Origin of the sequence: Ruegeria sp. ANG10 (assembly GCF_040705255.1) — a bacterium.
In the GTDB taxonomy this organism is placed as follows: Bacteria; Pseudomonadota; Alphaproteobacteria; order Rhodobacterales; family Rhodobacteraceae; genus Ruegeria.
The window spans coordinates 35,055-57,157 of the sequence record NZ_JBFCVU010000012.1; the positions used below are offsets into that span (position 1 = coordinate 35,055).

At 59.3% G+C, this 22,103-nt stretch carries 23 protein-coding genes; 15 read left to right on the forward strand and 8 right to left on the reverse strand.

Annotation, left to right across the window (positions count from 1 at the left end; all coding sequences use genetic code 11):
* Nucleotides 1-13: 13 nt before the first annotated feature.
* Nucleotides 14-553 carry an adenine phosphoribosyltransferase gene (locus AB1A64_RS19710; protein WP_366553465.1) on the reverse strand — a complete coding sequence of 180 codons (540 nt, stop codon included), beginning with the start codon at nt 551-553 and terminating at the stop codon, nt 14-16.
* Nucleotides 554-861: 308 nt separating this feature from the next.
* On the opposite strand from AB1A64_RS19710, the gene AB1A64_RS19715 reads away from it, so the two are divergent.
* Complete coding sequence (locus AB1A64_RS19715; protein ID WP_170351409.1) at nt 862-1,026, forward strand: hypothetical protein; 165 nt, start codon at nt 862-864, stop codon at nt 1,024-1,026.
* 4 nt (nt 1,027-1,030) lie between these two features.
* On the opposite strand, the gene AB1A64_RS19720 is transcribed toward AB1A64_RS19715, so the two are convergent.
* Both AB1A64_RS19720 and AB1A64_RS19725 read right to left on the reverse strand, forming a co-directional pair.
* Nucleotides 1,031-1,660: a LysE family translocator gene (locus AB1A64_RS19720; RefSeq protein WP_366553467.1), complete on the reverse strand. Its 630-nt coding sequence runs from the start codon at nt 1,658-1,660 to the stop codon at nt 1,031-1,033.
* A gap of 52 nt (nt 1,661-1,712) precedes the next feature.
* The gene (locus tag AB1A64_RS19725; protein WP_366553469.1) at nt 1,713-2,729 is read right to left on the reverse strand and encodes a DUF418 domain-containing protein; all 1,017 of its coding nucleotides are present in this window, start codon (nt 2,727-2,729) and stop codon (nt 1,713-1,715) included.
* A gap of 227 nt (nt 2,730-2,956) precedes the next feature.
* Here AB1A64_RS19725 and AB1A64_RS19730 point away from each other — a divergent pair, with 227 nt between their 5' ends.
* Nucleotides 2,957-3,820 (forward strand): alpha/beta hydrolase, encoded by an 864-nt coding sequence (locus tag AB1A64_RS19730; RefSeq protein WP_366553471.1) that lies wholly within the window; start codon nt 2,957-2,959, stop codon nt 3,818-3,820.
* 6 nt (nt 3,821-3,826) lie between these two features.
* On the opposite strand, the gene AB1A64_RS19735 is transcribed toward AB1A64_RS19730, so the two are convergent.
* Nucleotides 3,827-4,699 carry an S-methyl-5'-thioadenosine phosphorylase gene (locus AB1A64_RS19735; RefSeq protein WP_366553473.1) on the reverse strand — a complete coding sequence of 291 codons (873 nt, stop codon included), beginning with the start codon at nt 4,697-4,699 and terminating at the stop codon, nt 3,827-3,829.
* A 206-nt stretch (nt 4,700-4,905) separates the two neighbouring features.
* On the opposite strand from AB1A64_RS19735, the gene AB1A64_RS19740 reads away from it, so the two are divergent.
* On the forward strand, nt 4,906-6,540 hold the full coding sequence (locus tag AB1A64_RS19740; RefSeq protein WP_366553475.1) for a SulP family inorganic anion transporter: 1,635 nt from the start codon (nt 4,906-4,908) through the stop codon (nt 6,538-6,540).
* Between the two features lie 134 nt (nt 6,541-6,674).
* Here AB1A64_RS19740 and AB1A64_RS19745 read toward each other — a convergent pair whose 3' ends face one another.
* On the reverse strand, nt 6,675-7,280 hold the full coding sequence (locus tag AB1A64_RS19745; protein WP_366553477.1) for a flavin reductase family protein: 606 nt from the start codon (nt 7,278-7,280) through the stop codon (nt 6,675-6,677).
* Between the two features lie 72 nt (nt 7,281-7,352).
* Here AB1A64_RS19745 and AB1A64_RS19750 point away from each other — a divergent pair, with 72 nt between their 5' ends.
* The 5 genes from AB1A64_RS19750 (at nt 7,353) to AB1A64_RS19770 (ending at nt 10,397) form a co-directional block, all read left to right on the forward strand.
* Nucleotides 7,353-7,847, forward strand: a complete 495-nt coding sequence (locus AB1A64_RS19750) for an N-acetyltransferase (RefSeq protein WP_366553479.1) — start codon at nt 7,353-7,355, stop codon at nt 7,845-7,847.
* 53 nt (nt 7,848-7,900) lie between these two features.
* Nucleotides 7,901-8,644, forward strand: coding sequence for an EcsC family protein (locus AB1A64_RS19755; RefSeq protein ID WP_366553481.1), 744 nt, complete (start codon nt 7,901-7,903; stop codon nt 8,642-8,644).
* 173 nt (nt 8,645-8,817) lie between these two features.
* Entirely contained in the window at nt 8,818-9,228 is a 411-nt protein-coding gene (locus AB1A64_RS19760; RefSeq protein WP_366553614.1) for an NUDIX hydrolase, read from the forward strand.
* Between the two features lie 71 nt (nt 9,229-9,299).
* Nucleotides 9,300-9,755 (forward strand): DUF1178 family protein, encoded by a 456-nt coding sequence (locus tag AB1A64_RS19765; protein WP_366553483.1) that lies wholly within the window; start codon nt 9,300-9,302, stop codon nt 9,753-9,755.
* A gap of 3 nt (nt 9,756-9,758) precedes the next feature.
* Nucleotides 9,759-10,397, forward strand: coding sequence for an SDR family oxidoreductase (locus AB1A64_RS19770; protein ID WP_366553485.1), 639 nt, complete (start codon nt 9,759-9,761; stop codon nt 10,395-10,397).
* Here the strand turns inward: AB1A64_RS19770 and AB1A64_RS19775 are convergent.
* A complete protein-coding gene (locus tag AB1A64_RS19775; RefSeq protein ID WP_366553487.1) occupies nt 10,391-10,744 on the reverse strand; it encodes a hypothetical protein in 354 nt (117 codons plus the stop codon). The genes AB1A64_RS19770 and AB1A64_RS19775 overlap by 7 nt on opposite strands.
* 163 nt (nt 10,745-10,907) lie before the next feature.
* On the opposite strand from AB1A64_RS19775, the gene AB1A64_RS19780 reads away from it, so the two are divergent.
* The 6 genes from AB1A64_RS19780 to AB1A64_RS19805 all read left to right on the forward strand — a co-directional run bounded on the left by AB1A64_RS19780 (nt 10,908) and on the right by AB1A64_RS19805 (nt 19,735).
* Nucleotides 10,908-12,146, forward strand: a complete 1,239-nt coding sequence (locus AB1A64_RS19780) for an aspartate kinase (protein ID WP_170351389.1) — start codon at nt 10,908-10,910, stop codon at nt 12,144-12,146.
* Between the two features lie 46 nt (nt 12,147-12,192).
* Nucleotides 12,193-14,436 (forward strand): phosphoenolpyruvate--protein phosphotransferase, encoded by a 2,244-nt coding sequence (gene ptsP / locus AB1A64_RS19785; RefSeq protein ID WP_366553489.1) that lies wholly within the window; start codon nt 12,193-12,195, stop codon nt 14,434-14,436.
* Nucleotides 14,437-14,574: 138 nt separating this feature from the next.
* Entirely contained in the window at nt 14,575-16,020 is a 1,446-nt protein-coding gene (zwf, locus tag AB1A64_RS19790) for a glucose-6-phosphate dehydrogenase (protein ID WP_366553491.1), read from the forward strand.
* Between the two features lie 2 nt (nt 16,021-16,022).
* Nucleotides 16,023-17,828 carry a phosphogluconate dehydratase gene (edd, locus tag AB1A64_RS19795; protein ID WP_366553493.1) on the forward strand — a complete coding sequence of 602 codons (1,806 nt, stop codon included), beginning with the start codon at nt 16,023-16,025 and terminating at the stop codon, nt 17,826-17,828.
* 5 nt (nt 17,829-17,833) lie between these two features.
* Nucleotides 17,834-18,466, forward strand: coding sequence for a bifunctional 4-hydroxy-2-oxoglutarate aldolase/2-dehydro-3-deoxy-phosphogluconate aldolase (locus AB1A64_RS19800; RefSeq protein WP_366553494.1), 633 nt, complete (start codon nt 17,834-17,836; stop codon nt 18,464-18,466).
* Nucleotides 18,467-18,517: 51 nt separating this feature from the next.
* Entirely contained in the window at nt 18,518-19,735 is a 1,218-nt protein-coding gene (locus tag AB1A64_RS19805; protein ID WP_366553496.1) for an aminotransferase class V-fold PLP-dependent enzyme, read from the forward strand.
* On the opposite strand, the gene AB1A64_RS19810 is transcribed toward AB1A64_RS19805, so the two are convergent.
* Nucleotides 19,728-20,834: a pyridoxal phosphate-dependent aminotransferase gene (locus AB1A64_RS19810; protein WP_366553498.1), complete on the reverse strand. Its 1,107-nt coding sequence runs from the start codon at nt 20,832-20,834 to the stop codon at nt 19,728-19,730. The two genes, AB1A64_RS19805 and AB1A64_RS19810, sit on opposite strands and share 8 nt — an antisense overlap.
* Before the next feature lie 130 nt (nt 20,835-20,964).
* Between AB1A64_RS19810 and AB1A64_RS19815 the strand changes: the two genes are divergently transcribed.
* Entirely contained in the window at nt 20,965-21,747 is a 783-nt protein-coding gene (locus AB1A64_RS19815; RefSeq protein ID WP_366553500.1) for a crotonase/enoyl-CoA hydratase family protein, read from the forward strand.
* Here AB1A64_RS19815 and AB1A64_RS19820 read toward each other — a convergent pair whose 3' ends face one another.
* Complete coding sequence (locus tag AB1A64_RS19820) at nt 21,748-22,080, reverse strand: DUF1992 domain-containing protein (protein WP_170398883.1); 333 nt, start codon at nt 22,078-22,080, stop codon at nt 21,748-21,750.
* Nucleotides 22,081-22,103 lie beyond the last annotated feature (23 nt).

Genomic DNA, 22,103 nt, shown 5'->3' on the forward strand with positions numbered 1-22,103 from the left:
GAATGAAGGGCGCTTACAACCCTTCGAATTCGCACAGAACGTGCACATCCATACCCATGTCTTCCAACGCCTTGCGGCCGCCCAGTTCCGGCAGGTCGACAATGAACGAGCATGACACGATCTCACCCCCCAGCCGTTCAATCAGCTTGATCCCGGCAGCGGCGGTGCCGCCCGTTGCCAGCAGATCGTCGACGACAAGGATTTTCTCGCCCGGTTGAATGACGTCATCGTGAATCTCAACGATCGCCTCACCATATTCCAGTTTGTAGTCCTGGCTGATGGTGGTGCCGGGCAGTTTGCCCTTTTTGCGGATCGGCACGAAGCCGACGCTCAGCTGATGGGCAATGGCACCGCCCAGAATGAAGCCGCGCGCCTCAAGGCCCACGACTTTGTCGATCTGCTCACCCGCGTAGGGGTGCAACATCTGATCGATTGCCATACGAAACCCGCGCGGATCAGCGAACAAAGTGGTTACGTCGCGAAACATGATCCCCTCATGCGGGAAATCGAGGATGGTTCGGATGTAATCCTTGACCGACTTGTTTCTGGACATGACCAATCCCTCTGACGTCAAAACACGCGGGCGTATTTGGCCCATTGGGGGCAGCCTTGCAAGGAAAGATTATTGCTGATTTCCCGACAGGGAGCGGAATTGAGCTTTGATAGTACGAAATAGCGATGCAATGCAGTGGGTGACCACGACGGACGCGCCGGACTGGTAAATGGAATGCCTGAGTCGCGTAAAGGTTGATTGCCAAAACTCTGTTTTGTTGGTAGGTCGCCGGTACCTGCAATTGCTATGCATTGTATATGCAGTGTATCGCTTTTGGGTTTAGGCGTTGAACAGGGTGTGCGAGAAAGATGGACAGCAAGGTATCTGCCAAGAAAAACAGCCAGTTGGTCCTGCGCCTGGACAAGGATGAGCGGGACGCATTTGTCGAACTGTGTAGGGAGCTGGACACATCAGCCGCACGTGAAATACGGCGTTTTATCCGTGGGTTCATGAAAGAACACGAAGCGAGTTGAACCCTCAGGCCGGGCGGCGCAGCACGGCGGTTGCAACCCCCATTCCAATCAAAGTCAGCCCTCCGAACCGGGTCATCGCAGTGATGACCCCGGCGCGTCCGATCATCCGGCGCAGCCGGTCAGCCAGCAGCGCATAGGCCAGCGCGTTCAGCCAGGCCAGACCCACGAAAGTCGCGATCAGGATAGCGAATTGCGGGCCCAATGGGTCCGCCGGACGCAGGAATTGCGGTACGAAGGCGATGAAAAAGGCAAGGGATTTCGGGTTCAGCGCTGTAACGGCGGCGGCATGGCCAAAGACACTGTGTGCGGTGACGTTTCGCCCGGTCTCTGGTGCCTCTAACCCGCCCGAGGGCGCGCTGCGCAGCAGCTTGATGCCCAGCCACACAAGATAGGCCGCACCCACCCATTTCAGCACAGAAAACAAAGTAGCCGAGGTCAGCACCAGCGCCCCCAGCCCCAGTAACGAAGCGGTCATTGCAACCAGATCCCCCACCGCCACCCCTGTGGCTGAGGCCACGGCGACGCTGCGCCCTTTTGACAGGGCATAGCTAAGCACCAGCAACACGGTCGGGCCGGGGATAAGCAGCAAGGCGGTCGATGCGGCCACAAAAGTCAGCCAAAGTTCAAAAGACATGGGGTTACCTGTTTTGGTTTCGCCCTCACCAAGCCCCGCCGCGACGGTGAGGTCAAGCCTTTCGTGGCTCGGTGACGCGACGCATCAACGCCTCAAGTGGGCCGCGCTTGAACCGGCGGAACCACAACAGGGCAAAACCCGAGGACAAAGCGCAGAACCCAAGCGCGTAGACCACGATCTGTGTCGGGCTGAGCGTGCCATTCAGCAAACCAAGCTCCTCCAGCAATCCCATTCCGATCAGGATATGCGCCACATAGAGGGTCAGGCTCTGCCGTCCCGGAGCGGTCAGTGCAGGGCCAAGGCGCAGTTTTTCGATCTTTGGCCATAGCTTCAGAAACAGTCCGATCACCACGCATGCCGATCCGGTGCTGGCCAGAATATAGAACGGGCCTGGCGGAATCGACGCAGTGCCCAGATAGGCAACCAATTCCGGATCGGACACCAACCTTTGTGGAAACAGGGCCAACACGGCAGCGCCAAATCCCCACATGATCAGGCGGTGTTGAATGCAGATCGTGTGAAGCTGTGATCGCCCGATGGCCATGCCGATCAGCAGGAAAGCGGCCCAAGGCAAAACCGGATGCCAGCCATTGAAAAACGTATTGCGTAAAAAGCCGGGCAGGGTCCAGAGGTCGGTATAGCTGAGCGTGGACCAATCCCAGCCCCGCTCATAATCAATGACAAGGTTGGTCAAAACGGCCAGCGCTACAATTCCCAACGCGCCCAGCCATAACATACGCCCCGAGGCCGAAAGAAACGCCGCCCCAACCCCAAAATACAATGCGTAGAAATGCAGAATGTCGGCGTCGAACACGGTCATGTTGATCAGGCCGAGAACGAACAGAAAGGCCGCGCGCCGCAGCAGCACACCAGCAGGGATGTTCGAAAGACCCAATCCTACACCAGCCAGAATGACGAACAGCGCGGCGGCCCGTCCCTCCAAAGCGTCGACAAGGTTTGACGCCCAGTCATGGCCCGGCGCAACTTGCGCCGCGATGCGGAAATTCACCAGCACCATGCCGCAAAAAGCAATAAAGCGGGCGGCGTCCAGGGCTTCAAGTCGTTTCATGGTGCTCCTCTGTTTGGGGCGTACTGAAATGATTTTGTGGCACAAATGCGGTTCAGTGGCGTGTTTAAGATAAACAAATTGCGAGGATCAGGGCGACCTTGCCACCTTCATCGGTCACAATGTACCCGGGTTGAGTAAGTTAAAGATTGCGTTAAAGCGTGCGAGCCGTCCTTGAAACGCCGGTCTGGCCCTACAACCTAGGGCCTATCAAAGGATCGGAGGCGAAGGTGACGCAGACACATCCCGACTATTCGAAAGCGTTCAAGGACATGTCCCGCTCAAACGACGGGCGGTTGAAACGTGTGCTGATCCTGTTGATCCTGATCAGCGTCGTGATTTACGCCGGAATCGTGGGGTACATGTACGCCAATCAGGATGAGCTGCTATACAAACCGTCCGGAGAACTGCCCGCCCCCAATGAGGTTGGACTGGCCGATGTCGACGTGATCTCTCTGCCTATGTCCGACGGGGTTGTGCTGACGGCGTGGTCCGCGCCACCGGCCACTGAAGGTGCGCCGACGGTTCTGTTTTTTCACGGTCAAAGCGGCAATCTGGGTGACCGGGCCGACCGGCTGCGGGAAATCCTGAACAGTGGCTTTGGCCTGCTCGCCCCCAGCTATCGCGGTTTTCCAGGCAGTGGCGGCGAACCCTCGGAACTGGCGTTGATTTCGGACGGAGTTCACATGTTTGACCGTCTGGACTCTGAGGGTGCAGCCGTCGTCCTGCACGGTCAAAGCCTTGGCACCGGCGTAGCGGCCGCTGTCGCCCAACAGCGTCCGAATGCACAGTTACTCGTGCTTGAAGCCCCCTTCACTGCGACTGTGGATGTCGCGGCCGAGCGCTATCCGTTTCTGCCGGTTTCGGCCTTGATGAAGGATCAGTTCGCCACCCGAGACTTTATCGGCGACGTTACCGTGCCAACGCTGATCTTCCACGGAACCGAAGATGAAACCGTTCCGGTGCATCACGGCCAAGCGCTGGCGTCGATGTCTGGCGACACCGCAGAACTTCATGTCATCCCCAACGGCACCCACAACGACCTCTGGTCGTATGGCTTGTGGGACGAGGTGCAGCAGACCCTTGCGCAGTAGCGTGGTTTAAAGAATCCGACCTGCGACCGCATCTAGCTTGGCCAGTAACGCCGGATCGCGTTTTTCGGGCGCAGTGAGGATCGCAAATTCCAATGCCCGATCGCAACCATGCGGGCAGGGCGCGCGCTCGGCTCCCAGCAGGTCGGGCAGGCCCTTGACCAGCGCTCGGCCTTTTTCTGCATTCCCGGTTAGGGTGGCGATAATGGCGGTCACGTCGACCTCGCCGTGATCCGGGTGCCAGCTATCATAGTCGGTGACCATGGCGATCGAGGCATAGCAAAGCTCGGCCTCGCGGGCGAGTTTCGCCTCGGGCATGTTGGTCATGCCGATCACATCACACCCCCAATGCTCGCGGTACATCTTGGATTCGGCCAGAGACGAGAACTGAGGCCCCTCCATCGCTAGATAGGTGCCACCGCGATGGATGGTGATGCCTGCGGCCTTGCCTGCGGTCTCACACGCATCCGACAGGCGCGGGCAGGTGGGATGCGCTACACTGACATGGGCAACGCAACCAGTGCCGAAAAAGCTTTTCTCGCGCGCGAAGGTCCGGTCAATGAATTGGTCGACGATCACGAAATCCCCAGGTGCCATGTGCTCGCGGAATGACCCGCAGGCGGAAACCGAGATGACGTCCGTTACCCCCAGCCGTTTAAGCGCATCGATGTTAGCGCGATAGGGTACCTCGGTCGGTGAATGAACGTGGCCTCGCCCGTGACGGGGTAGAAAGGCCATGCCGACCCCATTCAGAGACCCTGTCAGGATCTGGTCTGAAGGTGCGCCCCACGGCGTTTCAACCGTAACCCATTCCGCATTTTCCAGCCCGTCGATATCGTAGATACCTGATCCGCCGATGATTGCGATTTTCGTCTGGGTCATGGCTGCGCTCCGAATGAAAAAATACGATACAGACTGTCTGAGGGGCAGCGGAGGATTTGGCAAGTGGGTTCAACGGTTTGTGTTGGTTGATGGCGCGGTATGCGTCTGTTGCATATCTGGGTCCCACTTGGCGCGGTATCTCCTGCGGGGTTTGACCGCTAAAAGACCCCTTTCGCGCGAACCCAAAATACCAACAGGACCGTCCCATGCCCCGAGCCATGCTGGCAAGCTTTGCCAATCGTATAGCCAAACCCGATCTTCGTTGGGTGCCGGACGAAGGGCTGACCGCCTCGCGCCTGCGGATCGAACTGCTGTCCGGTCTGACTGTGGCGCTGGCGCTGGTGCCCGAAGCGGTGGCCTTTGCCTTTGTGGCCGGCGTGCATCCGCTGGTTGGTTTGTACGCGGCCTTTATGGTTGGTCTAATCACGGCGCTGATCGGTGGTCGTCCGGGCATGATTTCGGGCGCGACCGGGGCTCTGGCCGTTGTGATGGTGGCGCTGGTGGCCCAACACGGGGTTGAATACCTGTTCGCGACCGTGGTTTTGATGGGTATCCTGCAAGTGATCGCTGGGGCCATGCATTGGGGCCGGTTCATCCGGCTGGTGCCGCATCCGGTGATGCTGGGCTTTGTGAATGGTCTGGCAATCGTGATCTTTCTGGCGCAGTTGGGTCAGTTCAAAGTGCCCGGTACCATGGAAAACACCGGCCATGGTGTCGGCGGCGGCGAATGGCTTTCCGGTCTGCAACTTTACACGATGCTGGGCCTGGTCGCACTGACCATGGCGGTGATCTGGGTCATGCCGCGTATCACGCGCATCATTCCTGCGCCGCTGGCCGGTATTTTTGTCGTTGCCGCGCTGGTGATTGGCTTTGGTTTGGACGTGCCTCGCGTCGGTGACCTGGCGTCTATCGAGGGAGGTTTGCCTCCGTTCCACATCCCGATGGTGCCGCTGACCTGGGAAACTTTTGAAATTATCCTGCCCTATGCCGTCATTCTGGCCGCAATCGGGCTGATCGAATCCCTGTTGACCCTGAACCTTGTTGGGGAGATCACCGGTAAGCGCGGCGGGGCTTCGCAGGAGTGTATCGCGCAAGGCGTTGCCAACGTCGCCACCGGTTTCTTCGGTGGCATGGGTGGTTGCGCCATGATCGGTCAGTCGATGATCAACGTGAAGTCCGGTGGCCGGACCCGTATCGCCGGTATCGCGGCGGCGCTGTTCCTGCTGGTGTTCATCTTGTTTGCCTCACCGCTGATCGAGCAAATCCCGCTGGCCGCACTGGTCGGGGTGATGTTCATGGTGGTGATCGGCACGTTTGCCTGGAACTCGTTCAAGATCATGCGCAAAGTGCCGTTGACGGACGCGTTCGTGATCGTTCTGGTGACTGTGGTGACGGTGATGGAAGACCTCGCGGTTGCAGTTGTGGTTGGTGTCATCGTCTCCGCGCTGGCCTATGCGTGGAACAACGCAAAGCGTATCCACGCTATCGCGCGTGAGTCGGAAACCGAAAAAGGCGCAAAAGTCTACGAAATCCAAGGGCCTCTGTTCTTTGGTTCCTCCGAGGGGTTTGTCGAGTTGTTCGATGTGCCAAGTGATCCTGACACCGTGATCGTGGATTTTGCGGAAAGCCGGGTTGTGGACCAGTCCGCGCTGCAGGCTATCGAAAACGTCGCTGCGAAATACGAGGCCGCAGGCAAACGCGTCATGCTGCGCCACCTTAGCCGCGATTGCCACAAGCTGCTGAACAAAGCAGGGCATCTGATGGTCGACAGCGATGATGACCCCGATTACCAACTGGCTGTGGATTATTCGGTTCGCACCGGCATTCTGGGCGGCCACTAGGTAATTTGCGAGGCTCTGCCTCGCGCTCCGAGGTGCTTGTGGCCAGATGAATACAGGATCCCCTGCTTCATCTGGCTAAAAATATCTCGGGGGAGGCGCCCAACGGGCGGCGGGGGCAGCACCCCCTGTAATCCTTAGTCGTCTGGGCGGCTAAGCGAGAACAACTCGGTAACGACTGAATAGTCCCGATACCCAAGCCGGGCGAGGGGGTTGAAGGTCGTCACGTCAAATATTCCGTCCTTCAAACAATCGTCTCGCAGGTGGACACCGGTTACTTCTCCGAAAACAACCCGATTAGTCTCGCCCGGTAAAGTGACAATCTTGGTCAATTTGCATTCCAGTGCTGCCGGGGCACCTTCGACCCGGGCGCAGGGAATGGTTTCGCATTCAACCGGCGTCAGGCCGGCATGTGCGAATTCGTCGTGATGTTTGGGCAGGCCTGCTGAACTGGCATTCATCGCATCGCGGTGTGCGTGTGCCACCACGTTCACGCAGAACACTCCGGTCGCTTCTATATTCGCGACGCTGTCCTTGCCGCCGTCCTGATCGTGCTTGGTGCCCGTTGAAGCGAACATCACCTGTGGGGGCGTGTAGGCGACACCGTTGAAGAAGGAATAAGGTGCCAGGTTGTTGATCCCATCGGGGCTGCGGGTGGAGATCCAACCGATCGGGCGGGGCGTAATAACAGCGTTGAATGGATTGTGCGGCAGGCCGTGGCCGTCTTCGGGTCGATAGAACATCTTTACTCCAAGCGTTTGCCCAAGGCGTAGCGAAGTGCTAGGGCGAATTCCAGCAAGGAAAAGAGGGCCGGGGTGCAGCAGTTCGGGATCAGGCCGGAAGAGCCGGATGATTGGTGGGAGGTCGAGGCCCTCTATGACCTGTGTTTTGCGCCAGGGCGCGAGGCGCTGTCTTCCTATCGTCTGCGCGATGATGTGCCGCCGGTTTCGGGCTTGTCTCTGGTCGCGCGTGACGGGCAGGGCATTCTGGCCGGGGCCATCCGGTTCTGGCCGGTTCATGTGGGCGACCATGATGCCTTGCTGCTGGGGCCGGTGGCCGTACACCCCACCCATCAAGGCGAGGGTTTGGGTGGTTTTTTGATCCACGAAGGTATCGAAGCTGGCCGGGCGATGGGCTGGGATCGGGTCATGTTGGTTGGTGATGTTCCTTATTATGCCCGGTTCGGGTTTTCCCGTCTGAATGGGGTTGAAATGCCTCCTCCGACCAACCCGGACCGAATTCTGGGGCTGGAATTATCCTCGGGTGTATGGGACGGGGTGGATGGCCTTGTCACCCGTTGGACCCGCTGAACTATTGAAACCTTGGCCATAAATCCCGATGTCTATTGGGCAGGAGGGTATTTATGCAGGACGTGGTTCTTGTTGAAAAGCTGGATGCTGAGGCGGAACTGGACCGATTGGCTGGGTATTACCGAACGGCCGGAGGGCCGGGTATCAAACTGCTGAACAATCTCGGTGGTTCGGCGGAATCCTTGCTTGAGCAATTGCCAGAACCGATCAGGCAGGGGCTGACTGGCGCGACGGAACAGGCCCTATGGCTGGCGATGCACGCCGCCGAGGGATCACGCCGGGCTGTGCCGGACCAGCATCCCTGGGTCAATACCGCGGTGACCACTGCCATGGGTGCCGCCGGAGGGTTGGGCGGCATGTCCACCGCCTTGATGGAATTACCTGCGACGACCGCGATGCTGCTGCGTGCCATACAAGGCGCGGCTGCGCGCGAAGGGTTTGATCCGTCAGAAGACGGTGTGAAATTTGATTGCGTGCGTGTCCTGTCCGCCGCCGGGCCTTTGTCCAATGACGATGGAGCCGATCTGGGGTTCTTCTCGGTCAGGTTGACCCTAACAGGGCCTGCTATGCAGAAACTGATCGCAGCGGTCGCTCCGCGGTTGTCAGTTGTGTTGGGGCAGAAGCTGGCGGCGCAATCCGTGCCCGTGTTGGGGGCCATCGCCGGAGGCGGCACCAACTATGTCTACACGCGGTATTACCAGCAGATTGCCCGCGTGCATTTCGGCCTGCGCCGTTTGGCGGTCGATGCCGATATTCCACACGATGAGTTGGTGCGTAAACTCGCCGCCCGAATGTGATTTTTCTTCAAAGACTTGGAGAATTTCACCGCATATGGTATTGATGGTTTGAGCGTCCGCTAAATAAACCAAAACAACGCGGGCAAACAGGCAAATATCCATATGAAAGGCGGCTCGGCGTGATTGACGCAAGGCTTTCGCCTCATGACTCCGAAAATGCCCGGCACCTGCCAGTGCTGCAACAATCGGCGGCTTTATGCTATCGTGTCGAGCTAGGGCAACCCGAAGTGCTGTTGATTACAACGCGCAAATCGCGCCGTTGGATCATTCCCAAAGGGTGGTTGATTGATGGGCTGACTGCGTCTCAGACCGCAGGCCAGGAGGCGTGGGAAGAGGCCGGCATACGGGGCGAGTGCGATACGCAGGCAATGGGGCAGTTTTGCTATCAAAAACGTCATCAGAAAAAAGGCGCAGTATTGTGCGTCGTGGATGTTTTTCCCTTATTGGTGACATCGGTTGCGGCGTATTTTCCCGAATTCAAACAGCGGCAAAGACAATGGTTTGTGCCGAAAAAAGCCGCAGTTCACGTCAATTTCCCCGAACTTGGGCAAATGTTTCGCAAACTTGAGCCAATCATGCGTTAAGATGCCCCTGGTAGGGCTTGATATTGCCATGTCTGTGGTTATCAATTTGACAACCGACATTTGGACGGATCATGATTCAATACGCATTGAAATGCAGCAACGGCCATACATTTGACAGTTGGTTCCAATCGGCCGCCGCTTACGACAAACTGGCATCCACGGGCATGGTGACATGCGCTGTGTGTGGGTGTGCGGATGTTGACAAGGCTATCATGACCCCACGTGTCCGCCCGGCCCGTGAGGCCGTGGCAAAGACCATCGCCCCCATGCCCGAGGCGGAAACAATAGATGTAGCTGCCCCCGCGCCAGACATTGAAAAGGTGCTGGCCGAGCTGCGCCGCAAGGTCGAAGAGAACTCGGACTATGTGGGTAAGGATTTTGCCAGCGAAGCGCGCAAAATCCACCTCGGCGATGCGCCCGAGCGTGCGATCTATGGTGAGGCCAAGCCGGACGAAGCGCAGGCCCTGATCGACGATGGGGTTCCGGTGGCACCTTTGCCCTTTGTTCCCAGCAGAAAGACAAATTAAGCCGTGCATGTAGTTATTACGGGGGTCAATCGTGGCATTGGCCGAACGCTGGCCAACAACTATCGGGCCCGCGGGGACAAGCTGACCGGCACCGCGCGGGATGGCAGTGCGCAGGTAGTTCTGGATGTCACCGACCCTTCGCAACATTCCGACGTGGCCACGCATCTGGCAGATCAACCTGTCGATTTGCTGATCTGCAACGCCGGGGTCTATCTGGACAAAGGGCAGAGCATTGACGGCTATCCCGCCGACATGTGGGCGCAAAGCTTTGCCATCAATGTGACAGGCGTGTTTCTAACCGTTCAGGCTTTGTTGCCGAACCTGCGGGCCGCGCGGGGAAAGATTGCGATTATTTCATCGACGATGGCCTCGCACACCCGCGCGCCGGGGGGCAGCTATATCTATCGCGCATCAAAGGCCGCAGCCTTGAGTTTGGGACGCAATCTGGCCACGGATTTGCGCGATGATGGAATCGCCGTGGGTATCTATCACCCCGGGTGGGTACTGACCGATATGGGCGGACCCGAGGCCGAGATTACCCTGGATCAGGCCGCTGAGGGCCTGATTGAAAGGTTCGATGCTCTGTCATTGGAAACAACGGGTTGTTTCGAAAACTGGGACGGTCGCCCCCACGCTTACTGACGTATCAACGCTGCGGTGGGGATTTCGTAGACCTCATCCGGGTCGATGAAAATCACGGTCAGGTCGCCACGTGTTTCATGGCTGATCTTGGCAGGTGAACTGCTGGAATTCGGCACGCCATCGGTGAAATAGATGCTGCGCACTTCACCGCCGCCCAATGACACAGCCAATGTCGTCGTGCCGTCGTCATGGTGGCGCAATTCGGCATGGCAGCTGTCGAGCGGCGCACCGCCCGAGGCGCAGGGCACAGTGCCCAAAGCATTCTTGCCGTCAGTTGCGGCCAGAGTTGAAACCTGTGCAAGGGCAGCGGAAGACAGCAGGACAACTGCGAGGGCAAGGCGGAACATGGAAAACCTCTTGGAAAATTCGATGACTAAGGCTGACAGCCTCTCTGCCGGATGTAAAGCAGCCCCATGCGGCATTCGGGGCGGTTTTGAACCCTTGCCCTTGCGGCCCCCCTCGCATAAGACGCACGGAACCTGAATTCCAAGGCGCGGAGAGACCACCCCCATGCCCGTACTCGTTATGAAATTCGGTGGCACGTCGGTTGCCAACCTTGACCGTATCCGCCGCGCGGCGAAACGCATCGGTGTTGAGGTGGCCAAGGGCTATGACGTGATCGTCATTGTCTCGGCAATGTCGGGCAAGACCAATGAACTGGTGGGATGGGTCAACGAAACCTCGCCCCTGTTTGATGCGCGTGAATATGACGCCGTGGTCTCCTCGGGCGAGAACGTGACCGCCGGTCTGATGGCGTTGACGTTACAGGAAATGGATATTCCCGCGCGCAGCTGGCAGGGTTGGCAAGTGCCGCTGATGACCACCAGCGCCCACAGTCAGGCCCGGATCGAAGAAATCCCGACCGAAAACCTGACCCAAAAATTCGACGAAGGCATGAAAGTGGCCGTTGTCGCAGGCTTCCAAGGCATCAGCCCCGAAGGTCGCATCACCACGCTGGGCCGGGGTGGCTCGGACACGACCGCCGTGGCTTTTGCCGCCGCGTTCGGGGCCGAGCGTTGTGATATTTATACGGATGTGGACGGCGTCTATACCACCGACCCGCGCATCTGTGAAAAGGCGCGCAAACTGGACCGTATTTCGTTTGAAGAAATGCTCGAATTGGCTTCGCTGGGGGCCAAGGTGCTGCAAACCCGCTCGGTTGAGCTGGCGATGCGGTATAAGGTGAAACTGCGCGTTCTTTCAAGTTTCGAGGAACAATCCGACGAGGCCGGTACGCTGGTCGTTGACGAGGAGGATATCATGGAATCCAATGTTGTGGCCGGTGTGGCCTATTCCCGCGACGAGGCCAAGATGACCGTCGTATCGGTGGCGGACCGCCCCGGTATCGCCTCGATCATCTTTACCGCGCTCAGCGATGAGGGCGTGAACGTGGACATGATCGTTCAGAATATTTCGGACGAGGGGCGCACCGACATGACCTTCTCGTGCCCGACCGATCAGGTCGCGCGTGCCGAGAAAGCGTTGTTGGCGATCAAGGACGCAGGTGAGCTGAACTATGCCGAACTGGTTGCGGACGAAGATGTCTGCAAGGTCTCGGTTGTGGGCATCGGAATGCGCTCTCAGTCGGGTGTTGCGGCCAAAATGTTCAAGATACTCTCGGATGAGGGGATCAACATTAAGGTCATTACAACCTCTGAGATAAAAATTTCCGTCCTTGTGGATCGGAAATACATGGAACTTGCGGTTCAGGCACTGCATGATGCCTTTGAACTGGACAAGGCGGCCTGAGCATTTCAGCCAAGGATCTCGCCTGACACACTAATTTGGTTGGGCCATGGCGGACGGCACCGAAACAGAATCCCGCAAGCTGCTGGGGCGGCTGCGCGAAGAGATGGCGAGCGAAGCCGCCGGTCAGGAACGTCTTGACCGGATCACGCATCTGATAGCCGACAGCATCCGGGCCGAGGTCTGCTCAGTCTATCTGTTCCGCGACGAAGACACGTTGGAGCTGTGCGCCACCGAAGGCTTGGCACCCGAAGCGGTGCACAAGACCCGGATGCGTATGGGTGAGGGGCTCGTGGGCCGCGTCGCTCAATCCGGCAAAGTCGTGAACACGGCGGATGCGCCATCGGCCAAAGGCTTCCGCTATATGCCGGAAACCGGCGAAGAACGGTTTTCGTCCTTTCTCGGCGTGCCGGTGCAGCGCCTGGGCGAAAAGCTGGGTGTTCTTGTGGTGCAATCCCGCGAGGCGCGTCAGTTTTCGGCAGATGAGGTTTATGCGCTGGAGGTTGTCGCCATGGTTCTGGCCGAGATGGCCGAGCTGGGCGCCTTTATCGGTGAGGGTGCGGCCCTGTCTCCCCTGCACCAGCAATCGGTTCAGCTGAGCGGTGGTCCGGCGCAGGAAGGATACGCCGAAGGTCATGTTTGGCTGCATGAGCCCCGCGTCGTGGTCACCAACCCGATTGCCGATGATCCACATCGCGAACGTGAACGCCTGAATGAAGCCGTCGAAGAGCTGCGCGTTGGCGTCGACAAGATGCTTGAAATCTCGCAGGGCGGCGACAAGGAACAGCTTCAAGTGCTTGAGGCCTATCGCATGTTTGCCAATTCCAAAGGCTGGATGCGCCGGATGGAAGAGGACATCGCCTTGGGCCTCAGTGCTGAGGCGGCGGTTGAAAAAGAACAATCGCAGGCGCGCGCGCGGATGGGGCAGGTAACCGATCCGTATTTGCGTGAACGGCTGGCTGATCTAGATGACCTGTCCAACCGGTTGCTGCGAATTCTGACCGGGCAAGGCAATACAAATGGCGCTGACCTGCCGCCCGACCCCATCCTGATCGCCCGCAATATCGGTCCGGGAGACCTGCTGGAATACGGTCGATCACTGAAAGGTATCGTGCTTGAGGAAGGCTCGGTCGGCAGCCATGCCACCATCGTGGCACGTGCGCTTGCGATTCCGCTGGTGGTGCATGTGGGCCGGATCACGACCGAGGCGCTGAACGGAGATCACATTCTGGTCGATGGCGACCAAGGCATTGTCCATCTGCGCCCCGAGGACACCGTTGCAAATGCTGTGCGTGATAAAATCGCGATGCAGGCCAAAGCGCAGGAACGCTATGCCTCGATCCGCGAAACCCCGACGGTAACGCGGGATGGAGAGCGGATCAATCTGGTAATGAATGCGGGGCTGATGGCCGATTTGCCCTCGTTGAACAATTCCGGGGCCGAGGGCGTGGGTTTGTTCCGGACAGAGCTGCAGTTTTTGATCCGCAACAAGATGCCCAAACGGTCGGAGTTGGTATCGCAATATCAACGGGTTCTGGACGCGGCTGAGGATAAGCGCGTGATTTTCCGCACGCTGGATATCGGGTCCGACAAGGTTCTGCCCTACATGAAGCACGTGGCGGAACCAAACCCGGCGCTGGGCTGGCGCGCGATCCGCGTCGGTCTGGACAAACGCGGCGTGATGCGGATGCAGTTGCAAGCCCTTTTACGGGCCGCCAATGGCCGCCCCCTGTCGATCATGTTCCCTTTCGTGGCGCAGGCAGACGAGTTTTACGAGGCCCGTTGGGAGGTCAATAAGACCATCGAGCGTGAGAAACGTCTGGGTCACATCCTGCCCGAAACTCTTGAGGTCGGGGCGATGCTGGAAACCCCGTCGCTGGCTTTTGCTCCGCAGAAATTCTTTGACGAGGTCGACTTTGTCTCGGTTGGGGGCAATGACCTGAAGCAATTCTTCTTTGCTGCTGACCGGGAAAATGAACTGGTACGTCGTCGCTATGACACGCTGAATGTCAGCTTTCTGAGTTTCATCGCGCAGATCGTTGAGCGCTGCAATTCTTCCAACACGCCGCTTTCGTTCTGCGGCGAGGATGCTGGCCGCCCGGTCGAGGCGCTGTGCCTGGCCGCGATGGGCATTCGGACACTGTCCATGCGCCCAGCCTCGATCGGTCCGGTCAAAAGTGTGTTGCTGCGAGCCGATCTGCAATCTTTGCGCAAGATCATCGCGGATGCGAGGCACCGGGGTGAGCAATCGGTGCGCCCCGCCGTCATGGAGTGGCTGCGCAATCAGGGCTGACATCCCAAATCTGGGCTTGCTTTCTGCATCTGCTTTGCCTATGCAATCTGCAAATGTTAGCGATAACATCGCTCAGACCACAAGTGCTGCGGCTTTCTGGTGCTATGTTGGCAGAGGTAGAACTGAAGGAGCCCGTCGATGGTTTCACGCGTAATTCCGGTTAACCCGTTCGATCTGGTGCTGTTCGGTGCGACCGGCGATCTGGCGCAACGTAAAATCCTGCCGGGCCTGTATCACCGCTTTGAGGTCGGGCAGATGCCCGAAGACGCCTGCATCATCGGTTCGGCGCGATCGGACATGGACAGCGATGCGTTCCGCGAACAGATACGCGCGTCGATGGCGGAATTCGCACCGGAATTCAAAAAAGACGTTCTGGATCGCTTTCTCAGCCGTGTCTCGTATGTCCCTGTTGATGCGTCAGGCGATGCGGGCTGGTCGGATTTGGCCAAGGCATTGCGCCCTGACGTCGTGCGCGCGTTCTACCTTTCAGTGGGTCCAAGCCTGTTTTCGGGCATTGCGCATCGATTGAACGAACACGGGCTCGCCACGCCAGACAGTCGCATTGTTGTGGAAAAACCCTTTGGTCATGATCTGGCGTCCGCCAAAGCGCTGAACGAAGGTTTGCGCGCCTGTTTCGAAGAGCATCAGATTTATCGGATCGATCACTATCTGGGCAAAGAGACGGTTCAGAATCTGATGGCCCTGCGTTTCGCCAATTCTCTGTTCGAACCTTTGTGGAACTCGACCCATATTGATCACGTTCAGATTACCGTGGCCGAAACCGTAAGCGTCGAAGGGCGAGGTGCCTATTACGATCAGTCCGGTGCCATGCGGGATATGATTCAGAACCACTTGGTACAGCTTTTGTGCCTGACCGCGATGGAACCACCGTCGAAATTTGCGCCCAACGCTGTGCGTGATGAAAAGGTCAAGGTGATCGAGGCGCTGGAACCTGTTGAGCAGAAAGATATTGCGCGCGGCCAGTACCGCGCCGAACACGGACAGGGCGGCTATGTCGATCACGTTGGCAACCCCGGCAGCCGTACGGAAAGCTTCATTGCGCTGAAGGTTCATTTGGGCAATTGGCGCTGGGCGGGTGTTCCGTTCTATCTGCGCACGGGCAAGCGGTTGAGGGCAAGGGAGTCAGAGATCGCCGTGTTCTTCCGCGATCCGCCGCATACGATCTTTCCGAATGTCGGCCCGCTGCACGGGAACGTGCTGGTGATCCGGCTGCAACCGGACGAGGGCATTACCCTGCGCACCACTATCAAAGATCCCGGCCCGGGCGGGTTCCGCCTGTCTGATGTGGCGCTGGACATGAGCTTTGCCGATGCTTTGGGCGTCGAGGCCAGCGCGCCGGATGCATATGAGCGGCTGATTATGGACGTCATACGTGGCGATCAGACCCTGTTCATGCGCGGGGACGAGGCTGAGGCCGCCTGGGCCTGGGTCGATCCCATCATTCAGGGCTGGGAAGATCGCGGCGATCGCCCGGCACGCTATGATCAGGGCAGTTCGGGCCCCGAAGAAGCATTGATGCTGATGCACCGCGACGGACGTCGCTGGCGTCAGATCGGAGGTTAACCATGGTTCATTCTGTTATCACTAACGTCACCCAGCGGATCATCGACCGCAGCGCTGACCTGCGTGGCCCGCATCTGGAACGCATGGAGCAGGCCAGATCCAAAGGCCCGGCTCGTGCGCACCTGTCCTGCAGCGGTCAGGCCCACGCTTATGCTGGGGCGGGGACGGATCAGCAGGCGATGGCGACCGGCACCGCCGGAAACCTCGGCATCGTCACGGCTTACAACGACATGCTTTCAGCCCATCAGCCGTTCGAGCGTTACCCCGGCCTGATCCGAGACGCGATCCGTGCCGCCGGTGGAACCGCGCAGGTCGCAGGTGGCGTACCGGCCATGTGCGACGGCGTCACCCAAGGCGAGGCCGGGATGGAGCTGTCGCTGTTCTCGCGCGATGTGATTGCCTTGGCAACGGGCGTCGCGCTGAGCCACAATACCTACGACGCAGCTGTTTTCCTTGGCGTTTGCGACAAGATTGTTCCCGGTCTGATAATTGGGGCGCAGGCCTTCGGCCATATGCCCGCCGTGTTCCTGCCCGCAGGCCCGATGACCAGCGGCCTGCCCAACGATGAAAAGGCCAAGGTGCGCCAGAAATTCGCTGCCGGAGAGATTGGCCGCGATGAACTCATGGCCGCCGAAATGGCTGCTTATCACGGCCCTGGCACCTGTACGTTCTACGGTACTGCCAACACCAACCAGATGCTGATGGAGTTCATGGGGCTGCATCTGCCGGGCTCTAGCTTCATCAATCCGAACACGCCGCTGCGGGATGCGTTGACCGAAGAGGGTGCGCGCCGTGCCCTGTCACTCAGTGCGTTGGGCAATAACTACACGCCGGTTTATCAGGTGTTGGATGAGCGAGCCTTCGTGAATGGCATCGTCGGGTTGATGGCTACCGGTGGTTCGACCAACTTGCTGATCCACCTGATCGCAATGGCACGGGCGGGTGGTATCGTTCTGGATTGGGAGGATTTTTCCGATATTTCCGCCATCGTCCCCTTGGTCGCGCGGGTCTATCCCAACGGTTTGGCGGATGTGAACCATTTCCACGCGGCTGGTGGTTTGGGGTATTGCATCGGTACGCTGCTTGACGATGGACTTTTGCACCCCGATACCCTGACCGTTGCGGGGCAGGGCCTGCACAATTACACCAAAGAACCCAAGCTGAAAGACGGCGATCTGATCTGGGAAGAGGGCGCGGGCCACAGCCTGAACGACAAGATTGTCCGCCCCGCCAAAGATCCTTTCCAGCCCACCGGTGGACTGTCACGCCTGACTGGCAATCTGGGCACAGCCGTCATGAAGGTTTCCGCAGTCGCGCCCGAACATCAGGTCGTCGAAGCGCCCGTGCGTGTTTTCCATGATCAGGCCGAGGTTAAAGCGGCCTTCAAGGCGGGCGAATTCACCGGTGACGTGATCGTTGTCGTCCGCTTCCAGGGACCAAAGGCCAATGGCATGCCCGAATTGCACTCCCTGACGCCAATCCTCTCGATCCTTCAGGGCAGGGGCCAAAAGGTGGCGCTGGTCACGGATGGCCGTATGTCCGGTGCATCCGGTAAGGTGCCCGCAGCGATCCATGTCTGCCCCGAGGCGCTGGAGGGCGGCGCGATCGCCTATCTGCAGGACGGCGATGTGCTGCGCGTCGACGCGGTGAAAGGCGACCTGGAAATCCTCACCCCGGGTGTGCTGGACCGTACCCCGGTCACAGCCGACCTGTCTGCCAATCAACACGGCGTCGGGCGGGACCTATTTGCCGCTTTCCGCAACAATGTCGGATCCGCCGACGCCGGTGCCAGTATTTTCGGAGTGTAATCCTCATGTCAAAAACCCAGCAAACCCGCGAAATCTGCGGTCTGGCACCGATTGTTCCGGTTCTGGTCGTCGATGATGCCGCGCAAGCCAGGCCTTTGGCCGAGGCACTTGTGGCCGGCGGCTTGCCCGCACTGGAGGTAACACTGCGCACGCCGGCGGCACTGGATGCCATCCGGGCCATGGCGCAGGTTCCCGGCGGGGTGGTGGGCGCTGGCACTCTGGTCACCCCCGAAGACGTACGTGCCGCTAAAGAGGCAGGCGCGCAGTTCGGTGTCTCACCCGGCGCGACCGATGTGTTGATTGCGGCGTGTGAGGCCGAAGGCCTGCCTCTGCTGCCCGGCGCGGCCACGGCCAGCGAGGCGATGCGCCTGCTGGAAAAAGGCTATGACATGCTGAAATTCTTCCCCGCCGAAGCATCGGGCGGCGCGCCCGCGCTGAAAGCCATCGGCGCGCCGCTGCCGCAGATCACGTTCTGTCCGACGGGCGGTGTTTCGCCAGCCAATGCCCGCGATTACCTGTCGCTGACGAATGTCGCCTGCGCTGGCGGCAGCTGGGTTGCGCCCAAACAGATGGTCCAGGGCGGTGATTGGGCCGGGATCGAAGCCCTTGCGCGTGACGCCTCAAAGCTGATGGATTGACGCGGCTTTTTGCTGCGCTAGTGTGGGCATCAATTCATACAGGTTGATCCCATGCCAAACCAAATCTCTCTTGCGCAGGGGCGCGAGTATCTGGCGATTCCCGGCCCCTCGGTCATGCCTGATGCGGTGCTTCAGGCCATGCACCGCCCATCACCCAACATCTATGACGGCGAGCTGATCGAGATGGTGCCGACCCTGACACGCGATCTGAAACGCGTGGCGGGCACGGACCACAATGTCGCCATCTATATTGCCAACGGCCATGGCACGTGGGAAGCCGCCTTGTCCAACGTTATTGCACCGGGGGAAACGGTGCTTGCCCCGGCCTCGGGCCTGTTCACTCACGGATGGGCCGAAATGGCGCGCGGAGTTGGCGCCGAGGTCGAACTGATCGATTTCGGGACATCCTCACCTTGGGATATGGACCGCATTGCAGATGCCCTTCGTGCGGATATAGCCCATCAGATCAAGGCCGTGTTGGCGGTTCACGTGGACACGTCCAGTTCGATCCGCAACGATATCCCTGCGCTACGGGCCTTGCTGGACGATCTGAACCACCCGGCGTTGTTGATGGCGGACTGTATCGCCTCGCTGGGCTGCGATCGGTTCGAGATGGATGCCTGGGGCGTCGATGTCATGGTGTCGGCCTGCCAAAAGGGGTTGATGACGCCAGCGGGCGTGGGTTTTGTGTTCTTCAATGACAAGGCACAGGCCAAACGGGCAACGATGCCGCGCGTCTCGCAATACTGGGACTGGCAGCCGCGCGCGGAGCCGCAGGTGTTTTACCAGTATTTCAACGGCACCGCGCCGACGCATCACCTGTACGGTCTGCGCGCTGCGCTCGACTTGATCCACGCAGAAGGGGTCGAGAATGTATGGTCCCGTCATGAACTCCTGGCCACTGCAATCTGGGCGGCATGTGAAATCTGGACCGAAGGTGGTGCGCTTGAAATGAATGTGACTGACCGCGCCCATCGCAGCCACGCGGTTACCGCCCTGCGCTTGACAGATGGTCGAGGAACGCCGCTGCGCCAGTTTACCGAGAACCAACTGGGCCTGACCCTTGGCATTGGTCTGGGGATGGAGGATCATGCCGGTTGCTTCCGTCTGGGGCATATGGGTCACGTGAATGGCCAGATGGTTATGGCGATGCTCGGCGGCGTGGAGACCGCCATGGCGGCCCTGAACATCCCGCGCGGCTCGGGCGCGCTTGAGGCCGCTGCTGCCGCGCTGGCAATTGAACCCTTACAGAAGGCCCGGGTCAGATAGTGGACTTCGCCGCGGCCAGCGCCTTTGGCAGCGCTGCGGCAAAGGCGTCCAGATCCGACGTCGTACCACAACTGACGCGGATACAGCGGTTTTGAGGTGCAGCAAATGGCATGCGCACAAAAATGCCTTGCGCCACCAATGCCTCAAGCACCGCTTTGGCATACTCTCCATCGGCACCGCAATCAATTGCCACAAAATTGGTGGCCGACGGCAAGGGCACCAACCCGTTTTCCTGTGCGATCTGGACGATCCGGTCGCGTGCCGTAACGATCTGTGCCTGAACTTGCGACAGCCAGTTGGCATCCTGCAAGGCGGCCAAGGCCCCCGCTTGTGCTGCTCGGTTCATTCCGAAATGGTTGCGGACCTTGTTGAAGGCTTCGATCAATCCCGGCGCGCCGATCGCATAGCCAACTCGCGCCCCGGCCATACCATACACCTTGGAAAACGTGCGCATCCGGATCACGCGAGGATCATCGGCTGAAACCGGGGCTGCTGTGCCCTCTGGCGCACATTCCACATAAGCTTCGTCCAGCACCAGCAGGCATCCCGCAGGCAGGGCCTCCATCGTGGCCACGATATCCGCGCCTCTATGCCAACTGCCCATCGGGTTGTCGGGATTCGCCAGATAGACCAGTTTTGCGTCCACCTCGGCGGCTTTGGCAAACAGCGCCTCGGGGTCCTCGTGGTCGTCACGATAGGGCACCTTGTGCAACGCGCCGCCAAACCCGGCCACGTGGTAGTTGAAGGTCGGATACGCCCCGTCCGAGGTCACAACTGTATCGCCGGGGCCGACCAGCAACCGCACGAGGTAACCCAGCAGGCCATCAATGCCCTCTCCGACCACGATATTTTCCGGCTTCACCCCGTGATGATCGGCCAGTGCATGTCGCAGGTAGTGGCTTTCGGGGTCACCATATTTCCAGATGTCCGTCTCTGCCATCGCCTCAATGGCGTGGGGCGAGGGGCCAAAGATGCTTTCATTCGCTCCCAGCCGGGCCACAAAAGGCGCGCCGCGCTGACGTTCCTGCGTTTCCGGCCCGACAAAGGGCACGGTTGCGGGCAAGGACAGGGCAAGCGGCGTGTAGCGTGGGTCAGTCATGGTGCGAGATAACCCCATGCCCACCCATCAGGCAACCATCTGCGATGCGCAGACAGAACTGCCCCGACGTAGAGGTGGAACTTCGCAGACCTTCCGGGCATGGTTGGGTCAACAAGATCAGGAGGCCCGCATGACCCGCGTATCTGTCGAGTACAAAGACCACATCGCCCATGTCACGCTGACGCGCGGCGACAAGATGAACGCGCTGGACGATGCGATGATCAAGGCGCTGCTGTCTGCCGGGCAAGAGGTCGCGGCCTCGGACGCGCGCGCCGTGGTCCTGTCGGGCGAGGGCAAGAGCTTTTGCGCCGGGCTTGATATGGCCAGCTTTGCCAAGATGGCACATATGGACCCGACCGAGTGGCTGATGACCCGCAGCCACGGGGATGCGAACGAAATGCAAGAACTTGCCCTGATCTGGCGGCGTGTGCCGGCTCCGGTGATCTGCGCCATTCAGGGTGTGGCTTATGGCGGTGGGCTGCAAATCGCGCTGGGCGCGGATATTCGCATCGCCCACCCAGACGCTAAATTAGCAGTGATGGAGATGAAGTGGGGCATTATCCCGGACATGGGTGGGATGGTTTTGCTGCCGCAACTGGTGCGTTCGGACGTACTGCGCCTGTTGACTTACACCGCACGTCCCATTGGCGCGCAGCAGGCGGCGGACTGGGGGCTGGTGACGAAGCTGTCAGACGATCCGCTGACCGAGGCACTGGCGCTGGCCGAAGACATCGCGGACAAAAGCCCCTCGGCCATTCGCGCCGCCAAGCGTCTGATCGAAGTGGCCGAAACCAAGACCCGCGCCGAGGTTCTGTTGGAAGAATCCGCCGAGCAGGTAGAACTGATCGGAAAACCTGATCAGATGGAGGTTGTGATGGCGCAGATGCAGGGGCGAAAACCTGAATTCAAGTAGCTAGCGCATAAAGGCCCGTCGCGCATCTCGGGCCATGTTGTACCGCATCTCCAACTCGGCGATGCGCGCCATGGCAGCTTTACGTGCATCTGCATCGGTCAACTCGGCGTAATCCTTTCGGGCGGCATCAAGCTTTTTCCTGATCTCGAACTCTTCCGGCAGCACACCGGCCTGCGCCATGATCCGGTGCCCAGCGGCGATGGCCGGATCACTCTGCGCCTCACCCGACCGATCCGGCAAAGGTTTGCCTTCACCCTCGAGCCCCTGCAACTGGCCCTCGGCTTGTGCCTTTTTGATCTGGCGTTCGATCAGTTTTCCAAGAGATCCAAGCATGGTCAAACTATATCCCAAGCCGA